Origin of the sequence: Niabella agricola (assembly GCF_021538615.1) — a bacterium.
GTDB classification, from domain to species: Bacteria; Bacteroidota; Bacteroidia; order Chitinophagales; family Chitinophagaceae; genus Niabella; species Niabella agricola.
This window is the reverse complement of record NZ_JAJHIZ010000002.1, coordinates 1,228,613-1,248,321: the sequence shown is the minus strand read 5'-3', so window position 1 is coordinate 1,248,321 and position 19,709 is coordinate 1,228,613. Positions and strand designations below refer to the sequence as shown.

The 19,709-nt window shown below is 48.9% G+C and carries 13 protein-coding genes; 11 read left to right on the top strand and 2 right to left on the bottom strand.

Features of this window, described 5'->3' with window-relative positions:
• Together LL912_RS05415 and LL912_RS05410 are read left to right on the top strand one after the other, a co-directional pair.
• The coding region (locus LL912_RS05415; protein ID WP_235552543.1) for a sugar MFS transporter at positions 1-1,119 on the top strand (1,119 nt) is incomplete at its 5' end.
• Positions 1,120-1,157: 38 nt separating this feature from the next.
• Positions 1,158-2,471 carry an alpha-L-fucosidase gene (locus LL912_RS05410; RefSeq protein ID WP_235552542.1) on the top strand — a complete coding sequence of 438 codons (1,314 nt, stop codon included), beginning with the start codon at positions 1,158-1,160 and terminating at the stop codon, positions 2,469-2,471.
• A 314-nt stretch (positions 2,472-2,785) separates the two neighbouring features.
• Here the strand turns inward: LL912_RS05410 and LL912_RS05405 are convergent, their stop codons facing one another.
• Positions 2,786-3,550: a GntR family transcriptional regulator gene (locus tag LL912_RS05405; protein ID WP_235552541.1), complete on the bottom strand. Its 765-nt coding sequence runs from the start codon at positions 3,548-3,550 to the stop codon at positions 2,786-2,788.
• A gap of 150 nt (positions 3,551-3,700) precedes the next feature.
• On the opposite strand from LL912_RS05405, the gene LL912_RS05400 reads away from it, so the two are divergent.
• The 4 genes from LL912_RS05400 (at position 3,701) to LL912_RS05385 (ending at position 7,884) form a co-directional block, all read left to right on the top strand.
• A complete protein-coding gene (locus LL912_RS05400; RefSeq protein WP_235552540.1) occupies positions 3,701-4,609 on the top strand; it encodes an aldo/keto reductase in 909 nt (302 codons plus the stop codon).
• A 9-nt stretch (positions 4,610-4,618) separates the two neighbouring features.
• Positions 4,619-5,791 carry a mandelate racemase/muconate lactonizing enzyme family protein gene (locus LL912_RS05395; protein WP_235552539.1) on the top strand — a complete coding sequence of 391 codons (1,173 nt, stop codon included), beginning with the start codon at positions 4,619-4,621 and terminating at the stop codon, positions 5,789-5,791.
• A 21-nt stretch (positions 5,792-5,812) separates the two neighbouring features.
• Positions 5,813-7,378, top strand: a complete 1,566-nt coding sequence (locus LL912_RS05390) for a sodium:solute symporter family transporter (protein ID WP_235552538.1) — start codon at positions 5,813-5,815, stop codon at positions 7,376-7,378.
• A 71-nt stretch (positions 7,379-7,449) separates the two neighbouring features.
• Positions 7,450-7,884 carry an L-rhamnose mutarotase gene (locus tag LL912_RS05385; protein WP_235552537.1) on the top strand — a complete coding sequence of 145 codons (435 nt, stop codon included), beginning with the start codon at positions 7,450-7,452 and terminating at the stop codon, positions 7,882-7,884.
• Positions 7,885-8,062: 178 nt separating this feature from the next.
• Here LL912_RS05385 and LL912_RS05380 read toward each other — a convergent pair whose 3' ends face one another.
• Positions 8,063-8,941: an AraC family transcriptional regulator gene (locus LL912_RS05380; RefSeq protein ID WP_235552536.1), complete on the bottom strand. Its 879-nt coding sequence runs from the start codon at positions 8,939-8,941 to the stop codon at positions 8,063-8,065.
• A gap of 206 nt (positions 8,942-9,147) precedes the next feature.
• Here LL912_RS05380 and LL912_RS05375 point away from each other — a divergent pair, with 206 nt between their 5' ends.
• From LL912_RS05375 to LL912_RS05355, 5 genes are all read left to right on the top strand, one after another.
• The gene (locus LL912_RS05375) at positions 9,148-12,318 is read left to right on the top strand and encodes a SusC/RagA family TonB-linked outer membrane protein (protein WP_235552535.1); all 3,171 of its coding nucleotides are present in this window, start codon (positions 9,148-9,150) and stop codon (positions 12,316-12,318) included.
• Between the two features lie 25 nt (positions 12,319-12,343).
• The gene (locus LL912_RS05370; RefSeq protein WP_235552534.1) at positions 12,344-14,236 is read left to right on the top strand and encodes a RagB/SusD family nutrient uptake outer membrane protein; all 1,893 of its coding nucleotides are present in this window, start codon (positions 12,344-12,346) and stop codon (positions 14,234-14,236) included.
• A gap of 28 nt (positions 14,237-14,264) precedes the next feature.
• Positions 14,265-15,476 carry a DUF4959 domain-containing protein gene (locus LL912_RS05365; protein ID WP_235552533.1) on the top strand — a complete coding sequence of 404 codons (1,212 nt, stop codon included), beginning with the start codon at positions 14,265-14,267 and terminating at the stop codon, positions 15,474-15,476.
• Between the two features lie 25 nt (positions 15,477-15,501).
• Positions 15,502-16,575: a DUF4998 domain-containing protein gene (locus LL912_RS05360; protein ID WP_235552532.1), complete on the top strand. Its 1,074-nt coding sequence runs from the start codon at positions 15,502-15,504 to the stop codon at positions 16,573-16,575.
• A 609-nt stretch (positions 16,576-17,184) separates the two neighbouring features.
• Positions 17,185-19,590: a hypothetical protein gene (locus LL912_RS05355; protein WP_235552531.1), complete on the top strand. Its 2,406-nt coding sequence runs from the start codon at positions 17,185-17,187 to the stop codon at positions 19,588-19,590.
• Positions 19,591-19,709: the final 119 nt, after the last annotated feature.

The following is a 19,709-nucleotide window of genomic DNA, read 5'->3' as shown; positions in this document are numbered from 1 at the left end:
GATTTTCAGTCCTCCCTGGTACAATCGGCCTTCTTTGGAGCTTATTTCCTGATGGCGATACCCGCGGGCCTATATATTCACCGGAGAGGGTACAAGGCGGGCATGGTCACCGGGCTTGTAGTAGCCGCCGTCGGGGCCGCGCTGTTTTACCCTGCTGCGGAGATCCGTTATTATCCCCTGTTCCTGGGCGCATTGTTTATCATGGCGGCCGGATTTACCTTTCTGGAAGTAACCGCCACGCCCTATATTTCCAAACTCGGCGATCCATCCGAAGCATCCAGCCGGTTAAGTTTGTCTGCGGCGGTGGGGTCTGCGGGAGCTACCGTTGCCCCGTATTTAGGGGCATTACTCTTGTTACATAAAGAAGATATTCCGGAAACCGTGATCCAAACCTATTCCGCAAGTCAGTTGCAAGGCTTTCTGGCAGCCGAAGCCAATCTGGTAAAGCTGCCCTATATTTCGCTGGCATTGCTGTTTCTGGTAATGGCCCTGGTATTACTGTTTATAAAACTTCCGCCCATCCGGGAGGAGGCTACCGGCAAACATTCCTTTAAAGATATCCTCAACTATCCGCACTTATTGCTGGGGGCCGGGGCTGTGTTTTGTTATGTAGGCGCCGAGGTAGGGATCGTGAGTTTTTTGATCCGGTATGCGCAATCGCTCGGGTTGCCGGGGCTTACACAACAAAAGGCGGCCCTGTTTATTTCATTATTCATGGCCCTGGTACTGGCCGGCAGGCTGGTCGGGGCCTATATACTGCGGAAAGGAGCTGCATCCCAAATGCTCGTTGTTTCCGCAGGGGGAGCCCTCTTGTTGGTAGTGACGGCCATGCTGATGAACGGGTATGGATCACTGTTTCTGTTATCGATGGTCGGATTGCTTACCTCTGTTATGTACCCGGTCATCTTTACCTTAAGTATTGACGGGTTGGGCCGCTTTACAAAAACAGCCTCCTCCTTATTGATCATGGGTATTGTAGGCGGCGCATTGATCCCGCCGGCGATGGGGCTGGTTTCGGACCGGGTGGGTATCGGCTGGGCTTTTGTTTTTCCCGCACTTTGTTACATATACGTACTGTATTTCGCAATAAAAGGGCATAGGATACCGGTCCGGAAATAATAAAGAGGAATAACAATTGATAATTTAAAACGTAATAAATGATGAAGCACATACAAATGATCGGGTTGCTGATCCTGGTAAGCAGCAACCTTTTAATGGCACAGCAGCAACAGACCCCTTACAGTACCATCAGTAAAAAGACCATGGACGGTTTTATGGACAAACGATTCGGAATGTTCATCCATTGGGGACCCGTTGCACTACGCGGAACAGAGATCGGCTGGTCGCGGAACCATGGTGTTTCGCAAAGCGACTATGACCAGCTGTATAAGAAGTTTGACCCGGTATCATTTGATGCAGATGCCTGGGTAAAAACTGCCCGTGATGCCGGCATGAAATACCTCACCATTACCGCAAAACATCATGATGGCTTTTGCCTCTGGCCTACCGCCTATACGGACTACAACATCATGAATACACCCTATAAAAAAGATGTGGTGGGAGCGCTTGCAAAGGCCTGTAAAAAATACGATCTCAAGTTTTGTATCTACTACACCGTGCTGGATTGGTATGACCGGCGTTATCCCCTGCACAATGACGGCAGCAAGGTGCCGGATCCAAAAGCAGACATGCAGCAGTTTGTGCAGTACATGAAGAACCAACTAACCGAGCTGGTTACCAGTTATCATCCCTATATGCTCTGGTTCGACGGCAACTGGGAAGCGCCCTGGACCGCCGAACATGGCCGGGAGATCTATGATTTTCTACGGAAACTGGATCCGGAAGTGATCATTAACAACCGGCTCGGAAAGGGCACCCATGAAGTGCTGAGTGGAGCAACAACCGGCGATTACGCCACCCCCGAGCAGAAGATAGGAGGGATTAATATGTCTGATCCGTGGGAATCCTGTATCACGCTTTGCACGCAGTGGGCGTGGAAACCCGGCGATGCCATGAAGTCATTAAAACAATGTATCCGCACACTGGCCAGCACTGCCGGCGGAAATGGAAACCTGTTGCTGAACATCGGCCCCATGCCTGATGGCCGTATAGAAGACCGGCAGGCCGTGCGCCTGCGCGAAATGGGCGGCTGGCTGAAGAAATATGGCACCTCGATTTATGCAACAAAGGGTGGACCCTTTTTACCAGACAGCACACTGGCCGCTACCCGTAAAGGGAATAAAATCTATATACATCTTTTTCAAAAGCCTGCCGGACCATTGAAACTACCGGTGGTGCCAGGTCTCGAGGTTAAGAAAGCATACTTTTTGAAAGGGGACAAACTGTCATTCAGATTAGAGCAGGAGCAGATTGTGATTCAGCTTCCGGAGCAGCTGCCGGATGAAAATGACTCGGTGCTGGTATTGGAAATGAGCGGGAATACAGCATCGGTTGCGCTGATCCGGAAATAGTGGTTCATCCCCCGTAGGCGGCATGAGGGTGCAATAAGATCCTCATATAGATGGTTGCAAACAGCTTCATGCAGAAAACCGTATACTCCGGTAACTGTATATGTACCGTTTTTTTCAACGAGAAAGCCGTCCGCGCTCTTTGCACAGAACGGCCGGAACCTGAAAAACTGATCGGCAACCTATGCCGATAAAGAAGCTGCAGTTAACCCGCCGTAAAAACCCCAGGGATGCTGCGCTGGTATGAATAGATATTGGGGCCCCATTCAGCAGCGCCGCATAATGGAGGCGATCGCTGACGCACCGGCAGGATCCGTTTACGGATGCCAGTGTTCAATGATCGCTGTAAGGGTGTCGGTCCTGTTATATACGGTAATGAATACAGCTGGGAGCGCATCCGTTACATAAATATGACGTTTACGCACCAGCAGTGGTGTACCGGGTACCGTTTCTAGTTTTGCGGCAAGGAAAAGATCGGCAGCAACCGCATGCAGCGTTTCCTGTATTGTTTCGATGCGCAACCCGCAGCCTTTTTCAAGGATTTCGGAAAGCGGCAGGTTGAAGTTCTCCGAAGCAGAAACCGGCAGCGCCGGATTGAATTCAGCAATGGTATACTCAAGCGGTGATTCCATTGTTCCGCTCAGCCGCTCCCGTCGCAGCACTTTACCAGGAGTGCCGGTTCCAAAAAAGTGCAAGGCTTCATTAGACACGGTAGTATAAGACACGTGCAGTTCGAAATGGCGATGGCGGGAATCTGGTTCTGCTGTCTGTATGGCAACCGGCGATGCAGCGGCAAGTACCGGATTGCTTCCGGATACACAGGTGCCCGTTCTCTTTTTCCGTACTAGCAGGCCCTCAAACACCAGCTTGCTAATGGCCTGTCGCAACGTACTGCGGGATATGCGGAGCTGCCGGGCCAACTGTATTTCGGGAGGAATGGGGTGCCCTTTCTGATACGCCTCCCCGCGGATTAATTGACGGAGCCATTCTTCTGCCTGTTGGTGAAGCGGGGTCACATTGTTATGGTCAAGCGGTTGATACACCAACTGGTTCATTTTAAAAATGCCGTCAAACAAATACATCTACCGGATCGGTTCATGTATGACACAAAAGTAGATGGTAAGAAAACACCATCAAACGAAAAGCAAAATAACATAAGAAATAAGCAATATAGTGATGGAGCAATCCTTCAAAATGAAATAGCTTTACATAGATAAACAAATCGATGTCATATGAAGGATCGGACTGATGCTACAAACCTGCAGCGCTATGTGCTCGGAACAGCCGGCCTGGGAGGTGTTTGGGGACCAGTGGATCCGGAAGCGTCCGTTAATAGTATCCTCTATGCACTGGAAAAAGGAATTCGGGCAATCGATACGGCTCCTGCATACGGAGACGGAGAGTCATTTGTGGGCCGGGCCCTGCAGCAGTGGAAGGGAGCGCGCCCGCTGGTAAGTACAAAGGTAGGACGCCTGAAAAGCTATGCTTCGGATCAGGGTATTTATGATTATACACCAGATGGTATGGCCAGGAGTGTTGACCGTAGCCTGCATATCCTGGGAGTATCAAATGCAGATATATTATTCCTGCATGAACCCGCAGCCATTCCGGGTACGGAAATAGAACCGGCTGTTTTAAAGATGATGGCGCTGAAGCAGCAGGGCTATACCACGCAAATCGGGTTGGGAGGGAACTATCCTGCTGCTTTTCTTCCCTACCTCGATGCCGGTGTTTTTGACGTGGTAATGGAATACAACCGGCTTGATGCCTGTTGCATCGATGCATTGGATACATCCCTGGCCTGGTGCTGCAGCCGCAATATTACCTATTGGGCCGCCAGCCCGTTGCATATGGGATTGTTGGGCCGCTGCTTTGAATCGTTTGCCCGCAACCGGCCACAATGGCTGGAGCACAGATTCCTGGACACAGCTTCCGGAGTCAATAAAATGGCCATCGAAAAACAATTATCCCTGTCAACACTGGCGCTTCGGTTTTTGCAGAATATCCCATGGCCGTTTCGTGTGGTTATCGGACCGGCAGGTTTGCAGGAGCTTAACGAAAGCCTGGCGGCGATTTCGGAAGGACCGCTTGACCACAACCTATACAATAAAATCATTGGATATATAAAAGAACCGCATTAAGTCATTACAATGTACCAGATCGATAATGAAGTGTTTCGGATCACTCGTGCCCAAATCAGGGTATTGGAACCCGTGCCTACCGTTACACCCTTCCAGGATGCGACCATGGGACCCTTTAATCATTTTGGGCTTTCCATCCTTACCCTTGAAGCTGAAGATGGCCATATCGGAGAGGCCCCTGTATTCAATACCTATATGAACATCCTGGAGAAGTGTCTTTTCCCAATATTGTTTCATTCCGGCAATCTGCCGTACAAAAAATTATATACCCTGTTGTACTGGTCTATCCGTAATGAGGGATTCCGTGGACAGGCGGCCGCATTACTGGGGCAGGTGGATATGGCCCTGCATGACCTCGCCGCCCGGCGAAACCGCATGCCCCTGTACCGGTATTTAAACGGAAACCGGAACTGGGTGCGTATGTATGGCAGCGGCGGAGGCACCAATTACAGTTTGAAAGAACTGGAAACAGAAATCAGCCGTTTCCTGGAGATGGGTGCCGATTGTATAAAGATTAAGATCGGCAGCAATTTTGGTACCGGGATGACTGAAGATATTGAGCGGGTCCGGTTTGTACGGCAACTGATTGGCAGCCATGTACAACTTGCGGTAGATGCAAACCAGATATGGACATTGGACCAGGCGCTTGATTTTGTAAACAAAATAGCCAGCCTGGATATAGCCTGGCTGGAGGAACCCATTCATTCCGCAGCATATGCCGAAATTGAACAGCTTTGCAAAAGATCTTCCATAAAAATAGCTTATGGAGAATCTGAACGCACGGCAAAAATGTTTCCGGCGCTGGTGAATGCCGGTGTCGCACATTTGCAGCCCGTACCCACACAGTTGGGCGGCATACAGGAGTGGCAGGAGGTACGCGATCTGGCACAAAAGCACCAGCTCGATTTTTCTTCGGGGGGCTATTCCCTTTATACCGCAGCGCTGCTTACAACAGCACCGGAAGAATGGCCGGTAGAATACCTCTATGCCATTATGTATAGCCTGGAGCAGTATTTTATGGTGCGCCCGCAGTGGGAGAACGGCCGGTTTATATTGCCCGATATTGAGGGGCTACCGTTACGGATTGACTGGGACTACTGGAAACAAAAGCAAAAGATTATCGTGCACCGCACCTGGACTAAAGAGGATGTAAAAAAATATGAGCCGGCGGTAAACATGTAGCTATATATAAAAAGCGCATTAATGAATATAACGCTTGGAATTGCAGATTATGTGGTGTTACTAACATACATCGCCCTGCTGCTGGCGATCGGGTTTTATCTGAATAAACGGTCTGCGGGCGCCCATTCAGATATATTCCTCGGTGGCAGAACACTTCGTTGGTGGCAGATCGGTTTTAGTTTATTTAGCGCCAATGCCGGACCGATGATGCTGGTAGGTTTTGCGGGGATCGGGTTTTCGCAGGGAGTGGTGGGCAGCAACTTTGAATGGCTGGCCTGGATCTTTCTTTTGTTACTGGCGATGTGTTTCCTGCCACACTACATGGCCACGAGGGTTAGCACCATGCCACAGTTCCTGAAGCTACGCTTTGGCAACCGGGCCTATTATTTCCTGGTACTGTACAGTCTTATTTCCATTTTGCTGGTATGGCTCGGAAGCGCATTGTATGCAGGCGGCCTCATTATATCGCAGGTATTCCGCTGGCCGCTTACATTTTCAGTAGTACTGGTTACCGTTATTGCCACCAGCTTTACCGCAGTAGGCGGATTGAAAGCGGTGGTACGTACCGGTATTTTTCAATCGGTCATCATCATTTTTTCATCAATGGTTCTTGCCTGGCTGGCATTAAAACGGATAGGGGGGGTGAATGCATTTGTACAGGCTCTTCCGGATCATTACTGGAAATTGTTCCGGCCAGCCACGGATCCGGAATATTCCTGGATCGCCATTATTGCAGGGTACCCGGTGGTTGCCGTATATTACTGGTGTGCTGATCAGACGATCGTACAAAAAGTGCTGGCGGCCCGGAATCTTAAGGAAGGACAATATGGGGCCTTGTTCCTGGCAGTTTTAAAGATCATTATGCCGCTGATCTTTATCTTCCCTGGTATGATGTGCTATGTATTGTTTAAGGACACTGCACAGGCCGATAATGCGTATATCACCCTGGTAACGGAGCTGATGCCACACGGGCTGCTCGGACTATGCCTTGCGGCATTGATCGCAGCATTAATCGATACGGTATCGTCCGGCCTGAATTCGTTCAGCACTGTGTTTACCCTGGATGTGGCCGGGCGCTTCCGGGAGATGGATGATGCGGCAAAACGGCGTATGGGAAAATGGGTAACACTTATTGCCGGTGGTTTGGCTATTGGCGTGGCCCTGCTGTTTTCCCGTTCCGGAAAGGGATTCTTTGAACTGAGCCAGGGAATGGTATCCATACTGGCTCCGCCGTTGTCAGTGGTGTTTCTTACCGGCATCCTCTGGAAACGGATGAGCCGGCTGGCGGCCGAGGTGGTATTGTATGGCGGTGGCGTGATTTGTCTGGCCGTAGGTATCTGTAATGTGCTCAATGTTCCTTACGCTGGTTTCTGGCCACATTTTCTCATCCTGTCGGTATACCTTTTTACCGGGTTGCTGGCAGTGGGTATCATTATTTCGTTGTTGCCAACGCCTGTTCGCGATACGCCGCAGCTTCCGTCGCTGCTGGAAACCGATAAACGAAGGGGCAGCGATCTGCGAACGGTGTGGCTGGGATGGGCATTGCTGATGGTAGTGATGGGTGCCATTTACTGGTTGTTCCGGTAATGCCTTAGATAAAGAAGGATCCGGTTCTGTTGCGGCTTTATCATACAGGATCAAATAATAAAACAAAGAACATGCATACAAAAATAAAAAGCTGTTTATACCTGTGTTCGCTGGCAGGATTGTTTGCTGGAACAGTGTCGTGTAAACGGCCCAAAACGGCCGGCGACCTGGAAGAACGGCTCTTTGTGGTAACGATCGCTCCCGGTGATGAAAAGATCCGGGAATACCTGGACCATCATCAGCATATCTGGCCGGAGGTTGAAGCCGGATTTAAAAAAGCCGGTTACAGAAAGATCAGCCTGTCGCGCTTTGATCACCTGGTGGTGATGTCCATCCTCGTACCCCGGGGGGCCAGTCTCGACAGTATGAGCAAGGTAGCGGAATCGTATAGCCCTCGTTGTGCAGAATGGAACCGGTTGATGGATACCTATCAGGCAGGGGTACCCGGCACCGCACCCGGACAAAAATGGGTAGAAGCAAAGCCCTTTTATTTGTTTGAAGAATAAGGCATCTTTAGTTCAAAGTGCAACGGCTGTTCACCGGCAACCAGGTCGATTGACAGGCTGAATAGTGAACGCCGCTCCAGGCTTAATGTTTAAAGTTTCAGGTTTGATTTCGTATTATACCTGATGCCTGCCCGCTGTTCCTTATACCAACTGAAGACTGAGGACTGATAGCTAAATGCTAAACGCCTGCCGCCTCCGCAAGCTGGTATTGTTTCAAAAACTCCTTCGGAGAAACGCCCTTGATCTCTTTAAAATGTTTGTTGAAATTGGAAATATTGTTATAGCCGCTGTTGTAACAGGCTTCGGACACATTATGCGATTGTGCCAGTAAAAGTTTGGCCGCGTGCCCGATGCGTACTTCTTTTATAAAGTCCGTAAGGGTTCTGCCCGTTTTGGATTTAAAGAACCGGCAGAAGGCGGCCGATGACATCGGGATCAGGGCGGCCACTTCCTCCAGTGTGATGGGGTTTCTGAAATGTTTGAAGATATGATCAAATATCTGGTTGATCTTATTGGCTTCACCCGAACTTTCAATGATATTAAAGCCCGGGGAGCTTAGTACCCGGGAAGATGCGGAAAGCGCTAGCACATCCAGCAGTTGCAGCATTAATGCCGACCGCGTAAGTCCCTTTTCGTACAACATCTCTTGCAGGATCATTTTCGCCTTACGCAGCGTTTCACCCGTAAACAGAATGCCCTTTGCGGCGGCTGCAAACAATGCTGCCAGGTGCCGGGCCTCCGGTTTGCGCAACAGGCCATCGCCCATAAAATCCGGGAAAAAATGTACCACAATGGCGTGTGCAGGAATCAGCGGATCGTTGGTGCGGTAATACTGCCAGCAATGGGGGAGATAGCTGGCCATCAGCACCAGCTCTGCTCCGTCAAATTCTTCAATATGATCGCCTATAAAACGTTTGCCGGTACAGTTCTCAATAAGGGCTATTTCAAAATTGACATGACACTTAAAGGACTGGTATTTTTTTACCTCGAGGAACTCTGAACGAACCGTAAAGGATTGGTCCGGGGGAAACGTAAAATTTTCGTATATAAACTGCATTAGCTGCTGATTTTGAATAGGATCGTTGCTTTAAACATCGCGCCCTACGCCACATGATTTCCTTTTTGTGATTTTTTGCAATCGATTGCAAAAATAACATCAAAACTGGTCAAATCCGTTGTTGGGCAAAAGTATTTTAATCAGAAATTTTGTTCGGCCTATTCATTTATAACGATTCAAGCACAGCATTAAACCATTAATTAATTATGTTCAAACTAACGAGATTCCTGTTTTGCTTCACCGGCATTTTATGCCTGGCATGTATGTATCTGCCTGCAGCGGCGCAGGGGCAGATAAAGGTGGAGGGCCGTGTGGTGGCGGCCGGAGACGAATTGCCGCTACAGGGCGCTACCATCGAGTTAAAAGGTACCGAAAGCCGGGCGGTTTCCGGGGCCGACGGTACGTTCGTTCTTGAGCTTCCGGCCAGGGGCGGCACGCTGGTGGTGTCCTTTGTTGGATACAAGACCATTGAATCATCCGTATCAAAGGCAGGAGCGCTGAAAATTGCGTTAGAGCCTTCAGAGGCCAGTACCGACAATGAGGTAGTGGTGGTAGCGCATGGAACACAACGCAAAAAAGAAATCGTGGGTTCCGTAACCAGCATCAATCCGGCGGAGCTCAAGATCCCGGCCAGTAACCTTACCAATGCGCTGGCGGGGAAGCTGGCAGGCATCATCGCCTTCCAGCGGAGTGGTGAGCCCGGCGCTGATAATGCCGATTTTTTTATACGCGGTGTAAGCACGTTTGGAGAGAGCTACCGCTCTTCACCTCTGATCCTGATCGATAATATACAGGTAACCACCACCGATCTTGCAAGATTGCAGGTAGATGATATCGCCAGCTTTTCTATTTTGAAAGATGCCACCGCAGCGGCATTGTATGGGTCAAAGGGTGCCAACGGGGTAATCCTGATCACTACAAAACAGGGTAAGGAAAGTAAGGTGAATGTTTCCCTCCGGGTTGAAAATTCCCGGTCGCAATCCACCCGGAATGTTGAACTGGCGGATCCGATCACGTATATGGAACTGGCCAACGAAGCGGTACTAACGCGCAATCCCCTGGGTGGCTTGCTGTATCCGAAAAATAAAATAGAGAATACCCAGAAAGGAATAGACCCTGTGGTATACCCGGTTACTGACTGGCAGAAAATGCTGTTGAAGAATGCCGCCAATAACCAGCGTTTCAATCTGAACCTGAGCGGCGGTGGAAAGGTAGCCCGGTATTACGTTTCCGGGGGACTGAATATTGATAACGGTATCTTAAAAGTGGACCAGAGGACCAATTTTAACAGTAATTCCAAACTGATGTCCTATTCATTAAGAAGCAATGTAAATATTAGTCTTACGCAAACAACGGAGATGGTTGTGCGGCTTTCCGGCGCTTTTGATGACTACAAAGGACCATTGGCGGGTGGAGCAGATATTTTCGGACAAATTATGCGATCGAACCCGGTAATGTTCCCGGCATATTACGAGCCAACTGAGGAAACCAAATATGTAAAGCACATTATGTTTGGTAATGCCGGCAATGCTCAATATAATAATCCTTATGCCATGCTGCAAAAAGGATACAAATCCTCTAACAGGTTTGCCCTCAATGCACAGATTGGGGTGAACCAAAAGCTGGATTTTATTACAAACGGACTATCGGCCCGCGGGTTGCTGAACCTGCAGCGCAACGGCGAATTTTCGTTGACTCGTGCGTATAATCCGTTTTTCTACATTGCCACAAACTACGACTACAACACCAGGCATTATGATTTGCTTCCGTTAAATATGGAAACCGGTTCGGCTGCTGCCGTCGGTACGGAGTATTTAAACTACATTGAGGGGCCCAAGACGCTTTCGGCCGATTTTTACAGCGAACTGGCACTGGATTACCGGAGGGAATTCAATAATGTGCACAGCCTCAGCGGTACCCTGGTGGGTATTGCAAAGAACAGCAGCAGCGGTAACCCCGGCTCCCTGCAGGCCTCGTTACCATTCCGTAACCTGGGGTTGTCGGGCCGCGTATCTTATGTATATGACAGCCGTTATGCCGCGGAATTTAATTTTGGCTATAATGGGTCCGAACGTTTTGCCCGCATTCATCGCTTTGGATTCTTTCCCTCAGCCGGTGCTGCCTATACGGTATCGAATGAAAAATTCTGGGAAGGTATAAAAAATGTAGTTTCAAAATTGAAACTGAGAGCTACCTATGGTTTTGTGGGGAACGATAATATCGGGGACGCAACAGACCGGTTCTTTTATCTTTCTGAAGTTAATATGAACGATGCTGGAAGAGCGATGCGGTTTGGTACGCTGAAAGATTTTGTACTGCCAGGGATCAGTATCGGGCGGTATGCCAATGACCAGATTACCTGGGAGAAAGCCGCCAAAACGAATTTTGGATTGGAAACCTCCTTCTTTGGCAAGTTGAACCTGGATGTGGATATGTACCAGGAACGGCGCACCAATATCCTCATGACCCGGGCCTCGGTGCCCTCCTCGATGGGTCTTTCGGCAGCTACCCGCGCCAATGTTGGTAAGGCCCGGTCTCACGGGGTGGAGGTAGCCATGGATTACCAGCAGCAAATCACCAGCAAATGGTGGGCCAAGGCCATGGCAAATTTTACCTATGCCAGCAGCGCCTACGATGTATATGAGGAACCCCAGTATAAAGAGCAGAACATGCTGCATCCAGGCCGTTCCCTTTCGCAGCAATGGGGATATTTAGCAGAACGCCTGTTTGTAGACGACCTTGATGCCCAGAATGCGCCCAAACAAAGCTTTGGTCCTTATGGGGGCGGCGATATCAAATACCGGGATGTGAACGGAGATGGAAAGATCACCACGCTCGACCAGGTACCCATCGGTTTTCCTATCACACCGGAAATCGTATATGGTTTTGGGGTTTCTACGGGGGTTGGCCGGTTTGATTTTTCGGTATTCTTCCAGGGGCTGGCCCGGGAGTCGTTCTGGATTAGCGTTGCAGATTATGATAATGCAGGTAACTATATTGGCACAGCACCGTTTATACAGGAACAGCGCCAGCTGCTAAAAGTATGGGCCGATAACCACTGGAGTGAGGACAACCGGAATATTTATGCATTGTGGCCACGCCTTAGCACAGACCTTAATGCAAATAATACCCAGAAAAGTACCTGGTTTATGCGCAACGGGGCACTGTTACGCATAAAATCTGCGGAACTGGGGTATACTCTTTCCAGCAAACTCATGAACCGGCTGCATTTTTCCAACGCCCGTTTTTATGTGAATGGTTTGAACCTGCATACGTTCAGCAAGTTTAATCTCTGGGATGTGGAAATGGGAGGTAATGGCCTCGGATACCCGATTCAGCTGGTGCTCAATGCAGGTATCAATCTTACCCTAAAATAAAATTCAAAAAAGAAAATCATTGGATATGAAATGTATAAGAATACTGCCGGTGATCCTGCTCCTGGGATTGTTTTCCTGCAATAAATTCATGGATGTCGTGCCAGACAATATAGCTACCCTGGACCAGGCCTTTCAGCTGAAAGTAACGGCAAAAAAATATTTATTTACCTGCTATTCCTACCTGCCCAAACTGGGTAGTCCGAGCAGCAATTACGGATTGCTCGGAAGCCGGGAGATCGCTTCTCCCTACCCGGGATCACAGGCCCCGGGCATACCCAATTCCATTTTTGAACTGAGCTACGATTATCAGAATACCGTAGAGCCGATCAATAATTACTGGGATGGGCAAAACGGCGGCGTGGCTATGTTCCAGGCCATCCGTACCTGCAATATTTTCCTGGAGAATATCGGTAAGGTACCGGATATTGAGGCGGTAGAGCGGAAACGGTGGATCGCGGAAGTTAAGGTATTAAAAGCCTATTATCATTTCCTCCTCCTGCGTATGTACGGTCCTGTACCGGTGATCCGCGAAAACCTGCCTGTATCGGCAGGGGTGGATGAGGTGCGGGCCAGCCGGGCCCCCGTGGATGAAGTGAGCGGCTATATTGCGGAACTGATTGATGAAGCCACACCGGATCTTCCGTCGGTTGTATACAATCAGCGGGAAGAGCTGGGGCGCATCACGGCGCCTATTGCACTGGCAATAAAGGCCTATGCAATGGTACAAAATGCAAGCCCGCTGTTTAACGGGAATACAGATTATGCCGATCTGAAAAACAAAGATGGTAAAGCGCTGGTGAGCACCGCCTTTGATAATGGCAAATGGGTAAAAGCAGCCCAGGCCTGCGATGATGCGATTAAGGCGGCGCATGGGGCCGGGTTCCGGCTGCATTATTTCAAAGCTCCCTTTGATTTGAACGCAATCAGCGACAGCTCAAGAAAGCTAATGGACATCCGGGGGGCGGTAACAGAAGAATGGAACCCCGAACAGATATGGGTATTTACAAACAGCAACTCCAGCGAGTTACAGCGGTTTTGTGCGCCCCGTAACGAAGTGTATTCGTATACCTATTCATTATGGGCGGCCAACCTGAACGCCTGTGAAATTTTTTATACGAAACATGGTGTACCCATCAGCGAGGATCCCACCTGGGATTATGCCAACCGGTATACCGCGCTGAAAACAGTGCCGGCCGAACAGCGCAGCATTATGAAGCCCAACTATACCACCTCCGGTTTTAATATGGACCGGGAATATCGTTTTTATGCAGATCTTGTTTTTGACGGGGCAGCCTATTTTATGTCGCAGCGTCCGAGTGAAACAAATTTACTCTACTTGCCCACCCTTTGGGGATCGCCTTCCACCAGCGGCGGACTTTCCCGGGTTTCGTTTACTGGCTATTACCCTAAGAAATTGGTAAGCTGGAAAACCACCGGAAGCGGTAATACATACACGCCCGATGCGTATGCCTGGCCCGCGATCCGTCTGGCCTCACTTTACCTGTTGTATGCAGAAGCGGTGAATGAAGCCGAAGGCCCCGGTGCAAAAGCGTATCAGTACCTGGATTCTGTTCGCGCAAGGGCGGGTTTAAAAGGGGTGGTGGAGTCCTGGGGCAATTATTCACGCAACGCAGCAAAGCCTGCTACCAAAGAAGGACTGCGAAACATTATTCAGCAGGAAACCATGATCGAAATGATCTTTGAAGGGGAAAATTACTGGAATATGCGTCGCTGGAAGCGCCTCGACCTGATGAACCGCCCCATTACCGGCTGGAACATTGAACAAAAAACAACAGCAGACTTCTACCGGTTAAGGACCCTTTACACACCCCATAATACCTACCGGGATTTTCTGGCACCCATCAAGGAATATGCCTTACAGGTAAACCCTAACCTGGTACAGAACCCATTATGGTAATTGTTTCATGATTTAATCTATTTATACGATGAAGAATATTAAAAACATTACGGCAGGTTTTTTGACACTTCTCCTGGTGGGCATCTTTTCCTGCCAGAAACAAACCGGCACCGACCAGCAGCCGATCTATAAAAGTACGGTAAAACCTCCCGCCGTCGGCAACGTCAAGGTGATCAACATCCCGGGCGGCGCGCAGATCATTTATACAATTCCTGCCGACCCCACTATTATGTATGTGCAGGCCGATTTTATGGTAAATGAAAACACAAAGCAGCAGGTAAAAGCATCCTATTTTACAGACACCCTGGTGGTAAGGGGCTTTGCAAAGTCGACCGACTATAAAGTAACGCTCAGAACCGTTAGCCGGAGTGAAGTGCCGTCGGATCCGGTAGAGGTAACGGTACACCCTGATACTCCACCCTATCTTTTGGTAAAACAATCTATTCAGATCTATGGCGATTTTGGAGGGGCCAATATTCAATATGAAAATCCAACATCTGCAGATCTGGCAGTGGTTGCTCTGGTAGATACCATCAGTAAACCGGAGTATGTATACACCAGCTATTCGAAGGCCACCATCGGTAACTTTTCTATACGCGGATTTGGTGCCGGCGAACGGAAGTATGGAGCCTACGTACGGGATCGCTGGGGCAACGTATCGGATACGGTATGGTCAAAAGTGCGGTCGATGAATGAGATTGTGCTGGACCGCAGCGTTATGAAAGCCCTGGTGCTGCCCGGCGATCAGACGGCCTGCTGCGGTTCCGATCTGAATGTACCGCTCCGTAACGGTTACAGCGCGGGAGACTGGGCTTTTTATGGTGTGGTGAACAACAATAATCAAACCGATTCCTTACCGGAACGCATTACGGTAGATATGGGCAAACCCGTCGTGCTGAGCCGCATCCGCTATTATATGCGGAAGAACGGCGGGGCGGAATTCCGGAACGGAACGCTGAAGTTCTTTAAGATCTATGGCAGTATGAATCCCAATCCCAACGGAGCACTGGATAACAGCTGGACGCAGATTGGCGGCGTATTTGAACTGGTAAAACCCTCCGGCCTACCTTATGGACAGCTGGATGCGGCCGACCAGGCAGAAGTGAATAACGGAACGGAATTCGTCATGCCGCTGCCCGCTGTGCCCATGCGCTATTTCAGGATGGTGATTCTTCAAAATTACAGTGGCGGAGCTGGTCTGGAAATGGCTTCAATCAAGTTTATGGGCGACTACCAGTAATATTTTTTATCAATAAAATCAGCATATGAATTATAAATATTTTGCAGTCATTTGTACCATATGGGTGCTGTGCTCCTGCACCAAGATGGATCATGAATACGCGCCGTATTTAAAAGACGGGGAAATTATTTATGTAGGGGCCCCTTACAACCTGGAAGTGCATCCGGGGAAGGGAAGGATAGAACTGCAGTTTACCCAATCGAAGGACCCCAATATTGTTAAATATATTGTTTACTGGAATAACAGGAGCAAAAACCTGGAGGTGGCACCTGATAAAAGCAGCACGGTTCAAAAGGTAATGATTACGAACCTGGCAGAACAGGAGTATACCTTTGAAATAGTGGCACTGGATAAAGATGGCAACAGGTCTACCCCCGCGTCAGCGCTGATTTCGGGCCAGGCACTGGACAATAATTATGAAGGCCAGCTGTTTACCCGCAGCGCAACATTAACCAACAGTAAAAAGGGGTTGTCGGTTGAGCTTGTTTCGGTGGATACCACCTGCAAGTATACGGTTATAACATATAAAAACGGTGCCGGTCAGCAGGTGCAGAAGAAGATCGTGAACGGGGCGGCTTTAGCGGATACGTTAACGGATATCGATCCGCTGGCAACATCAGTTAACCTGAAAACCGCTTATGTTCCGGCAAAGGGAATAGATACCTTTTATGCACAAAAGACTGAATCCCTCAACCTTTCCGCAGGCCGGTATGTATGCACAGGCAGTATGGTAGATGTTACGAATGCAGCATTAACCGGAGCCTATCCCTGGAACGTAACCCTGCGCCAGACAGGCGCCAGAACCTTAGAACTCTATGATGAAGATTACACAAAGGATGTATACCATTGGATCAAAAGTAATGGGAATAATTCCAACTATGGCCAGTTCGGAGTTGTGTTTAATATGGATGACCAGTACAATATCATCAGCGTCATTAATAAATACGGGCAACCCTCGGGCAATAACCGATCCGGGGAGCTGGATCCCTCAGGTATCAATAAATTTGATCCGGCTACCCGGATATTGAAAGTGAAATACTGGATGAATGAAAATGGCGTTCACCGCACCTCCTTTGATGAGGTGATGACCATGAAATAGAGGATATAACCCTTATTGCATAGGCAAAGACCATCTGTTTGCATAAAAAGGGCGCAGCAAAAGCTGCGCCCTTTTTATGCAAAAATAGCATCAGATTTTGTCAAAACTGTTGTTATTGATTTGAAGTTTTAAAATGAACTTTATGTTTGCATTTTTTTAGTTTAAAAGAAATATAATATGAAAAAGATATTTTTTCTATTGGGAATGGTTTTTTCTATTATGGTTTCGCAAGCTCAATTTGCAAGTTATGCACCCCCCAAATACTACGACCTGCTCTTTCTCTGTTAATATTTATCATGATTTTTATAAAGGCAGTTATTTTCATTTGGGAGACATCCTTTGAAGTAACCCAGAGTATGAACCGTTCGACAATATATTATGTTAATTTGTATTCGTAAGCCGGGGAGTAAATATATAGAGGGATTCACTCGGATCTTTGTTGCAGGAAACTTATTCAGACGAACTAATAATGGACTGGTAGCAATTGAAAATCTTACAAGTCTTTGAGGCTGTCTGTAAAAGGACAGCTTCCCATTTTATGAACCATAGCAATAAAGAAACGGGATAAAGCCGTAGCTTGCCGGCAGATATACCATTTAATAAACGAATATGCAGTATCGGAAATTGATCAGCTGTTTCATCGTCCTGCTTTGCAGCCGGTGCCTAATGGCCGTAGAACTAAAAACCGCCCTCACCCGTTTAGTTATTAACGACAAGGGATTTTACACTTCCATAAAAGTGAATGACCGCGAAATTATGGGTACGGGTGCTTATCCCGTAGTGTCTGTGGTAAAGAATGGGCAGATATTGCTTCCCAAAACCTTAAAGGTAACCGGGAATAAATTTTTACTCACGATGGAAGACAACCAGGTGCTGGAACTGATCGTGCGGCAACAGCCGCAGGCCATTACCTATGAGGTAGGCACTATCAGCCATGCATATAATGCGCTTGTATTTGGCCCGGTAAAAGTGACGCTTCATGAAGTGGTGGGTGAGGTAGTGGGGGTGGCCCAGGGCATGGAGCTGGCCTTTGCCATGCAATCGCTGAATGTCAAAACCAATGGGGGCATTCCACAGGAATGTGCACCTGCTTATGGCAGCTTCTTTAAATACGCGGGCAGCAATACCGATCTTTCGGTTTCCAGCACGCCCTATTACAACTTTGCAGTGGCAGATGTAAAGGACGGCGCGTTGTTTCAACTGTCGGCCCTGAACCGTTCAGAACAAACATACCGCAAGGTAAACCAGGTAGAAAAAGCGCTGGTGCTTTCCGTAACCGGTTCGGCGGGAAACATTACGGGAGCGCGGATTGCGTTATTTGGCGACCAGCGCAGCCGGATCCTCGACCGCATTGGTAAAGTGGAAATAGAACAGGGGCTGCCGCACCCGATGATCGAAGGCGAATGGGGGAAGGTTTCAAGAGGAGCCATGCGTTCTTACCTGATCACTAATTTTTCCGAAGAAGATATGGATATTGCCCTGGACAAAACACAGCGTGCCGGGTTTAGAACAGTATACCATCCGGATCCATTTAAAACCTGGGGGCATTTTGAATGGATCCCGTCCTTAACAAAGAACGGTGATCAGGGGATAAAAAGCCTGGCGGACCAGGCTTCAAAAATGGGTATTAAGATCGGCGTGCATACGCTTTCCAATTTTTTAACAACCAATGATGCGTATGTAACACCGGTACCCAGTAAGCAACTGCTTAAACAGGGTGCCCTGGAGCTCATCGGCAATATTGACGAGGTGCAGACCCGTTTTGAGGTGACTGCTTCCAGCTTGTTCAATGTGCCGCTTACATTAAACGCCCTGCAGATCGGCGATGAGCTGATCACGTTTGGGAAGGCGGAGCAGAACGGAGACCGGATCGTGCTTACCGGTTGTACCCGGGGCGCGTTTGGCACGCAGAAAGCAACGCATGAAAAAAAAGAGCCGTTGTATAAATTATGGGATTATCCCTACCGCACCCTGTTTCCGGACCTGGACCTGCAGGATGCGTTTGCACATCGGCTGGCTGATATTTTTAATCAAACCGGTATCAGGCAGATTTCCTTCGACGGGCTGGAAGGCTGTATGTACACGGGGCAGGATTACTATGCCACTGCAAAATTTGTAACGGAATATTACAACCGGCTCGAAAATAAAGCCGATCTGATCAATGATGCCAGTCGCCTCGATCACTTCCTCTGGCACATACATACCCGTATGAACTGGGGCGAACCCTGGGGTGAGGAAATGCGCAAAGGACAGGTGGCCAGCCGGATCAAGAACCAGGATTATTTCAGGAGGAATCTTTTTCCGCGGATGCTGGGGTGGTTCCTGGTGCGACTGGCAGAACGCAACTTTGAGGCCACCTCCCTGGAAGATCTGGAATGGGCCTTGTCCGAGTCTGCCGGCTTCGATGCGGGGTACGCCATGAGCATCAATATGAAAACACTGAAGCAGCACGGGCAGATCAATGCATTACTGGATGCCATGAAAAACTGGGACGAGCTGCGGTATGCCAATGTGTTTACCGAAGCGCAAAAGCAACGGCTGCGCGATCCGGAAACCGAATGGCACCTGGAAAAACAAAATGATAAAGACTTCCTGTTATACCCGTTATTTATTTCCGACCGGTTCCGTTGCAACTTATCGGAGATGCAGCCGGGGCAGCCGGGCGGTGCAGACTGGTCCTGGCAAAGCCCGGAGGAAGGAACCTATGCCCTGCGCATAAAAGTAGAGGGCGAAGGAATTATTGCTAATCCTTCTTTTACCACGTCGCTGGGGGTGGTAAAGATCGAAGGTAAGTTGCAGGCAAACCAGTACATCCTGCTCGATCACCAGGGCAAGGCCACACTGACGGATCAGAATTATAAGGTTCTATCGGAGTTAAATGTGCAGGGCAAGGCCATTTTACCGAAGGGCACATCCGGTGTATCGTTTGCATGTGAAGTGGCGGGAGATTCCAAACCCGATGTAGTGGTACGGTACAACACCCGGCTGGCTCCGCAAAAGATCCGCAAACCCTGAGCGGTTGTTGGCTGTGAATTGCTTAACGGCTGCCTGCCGGAGGCCTGGCCGCTGCATGGCAAAAAAAGCATTGGGGTTGGTCAATTTTAATGTGGTAAGGCGTCCGTCTTTTTAGAATC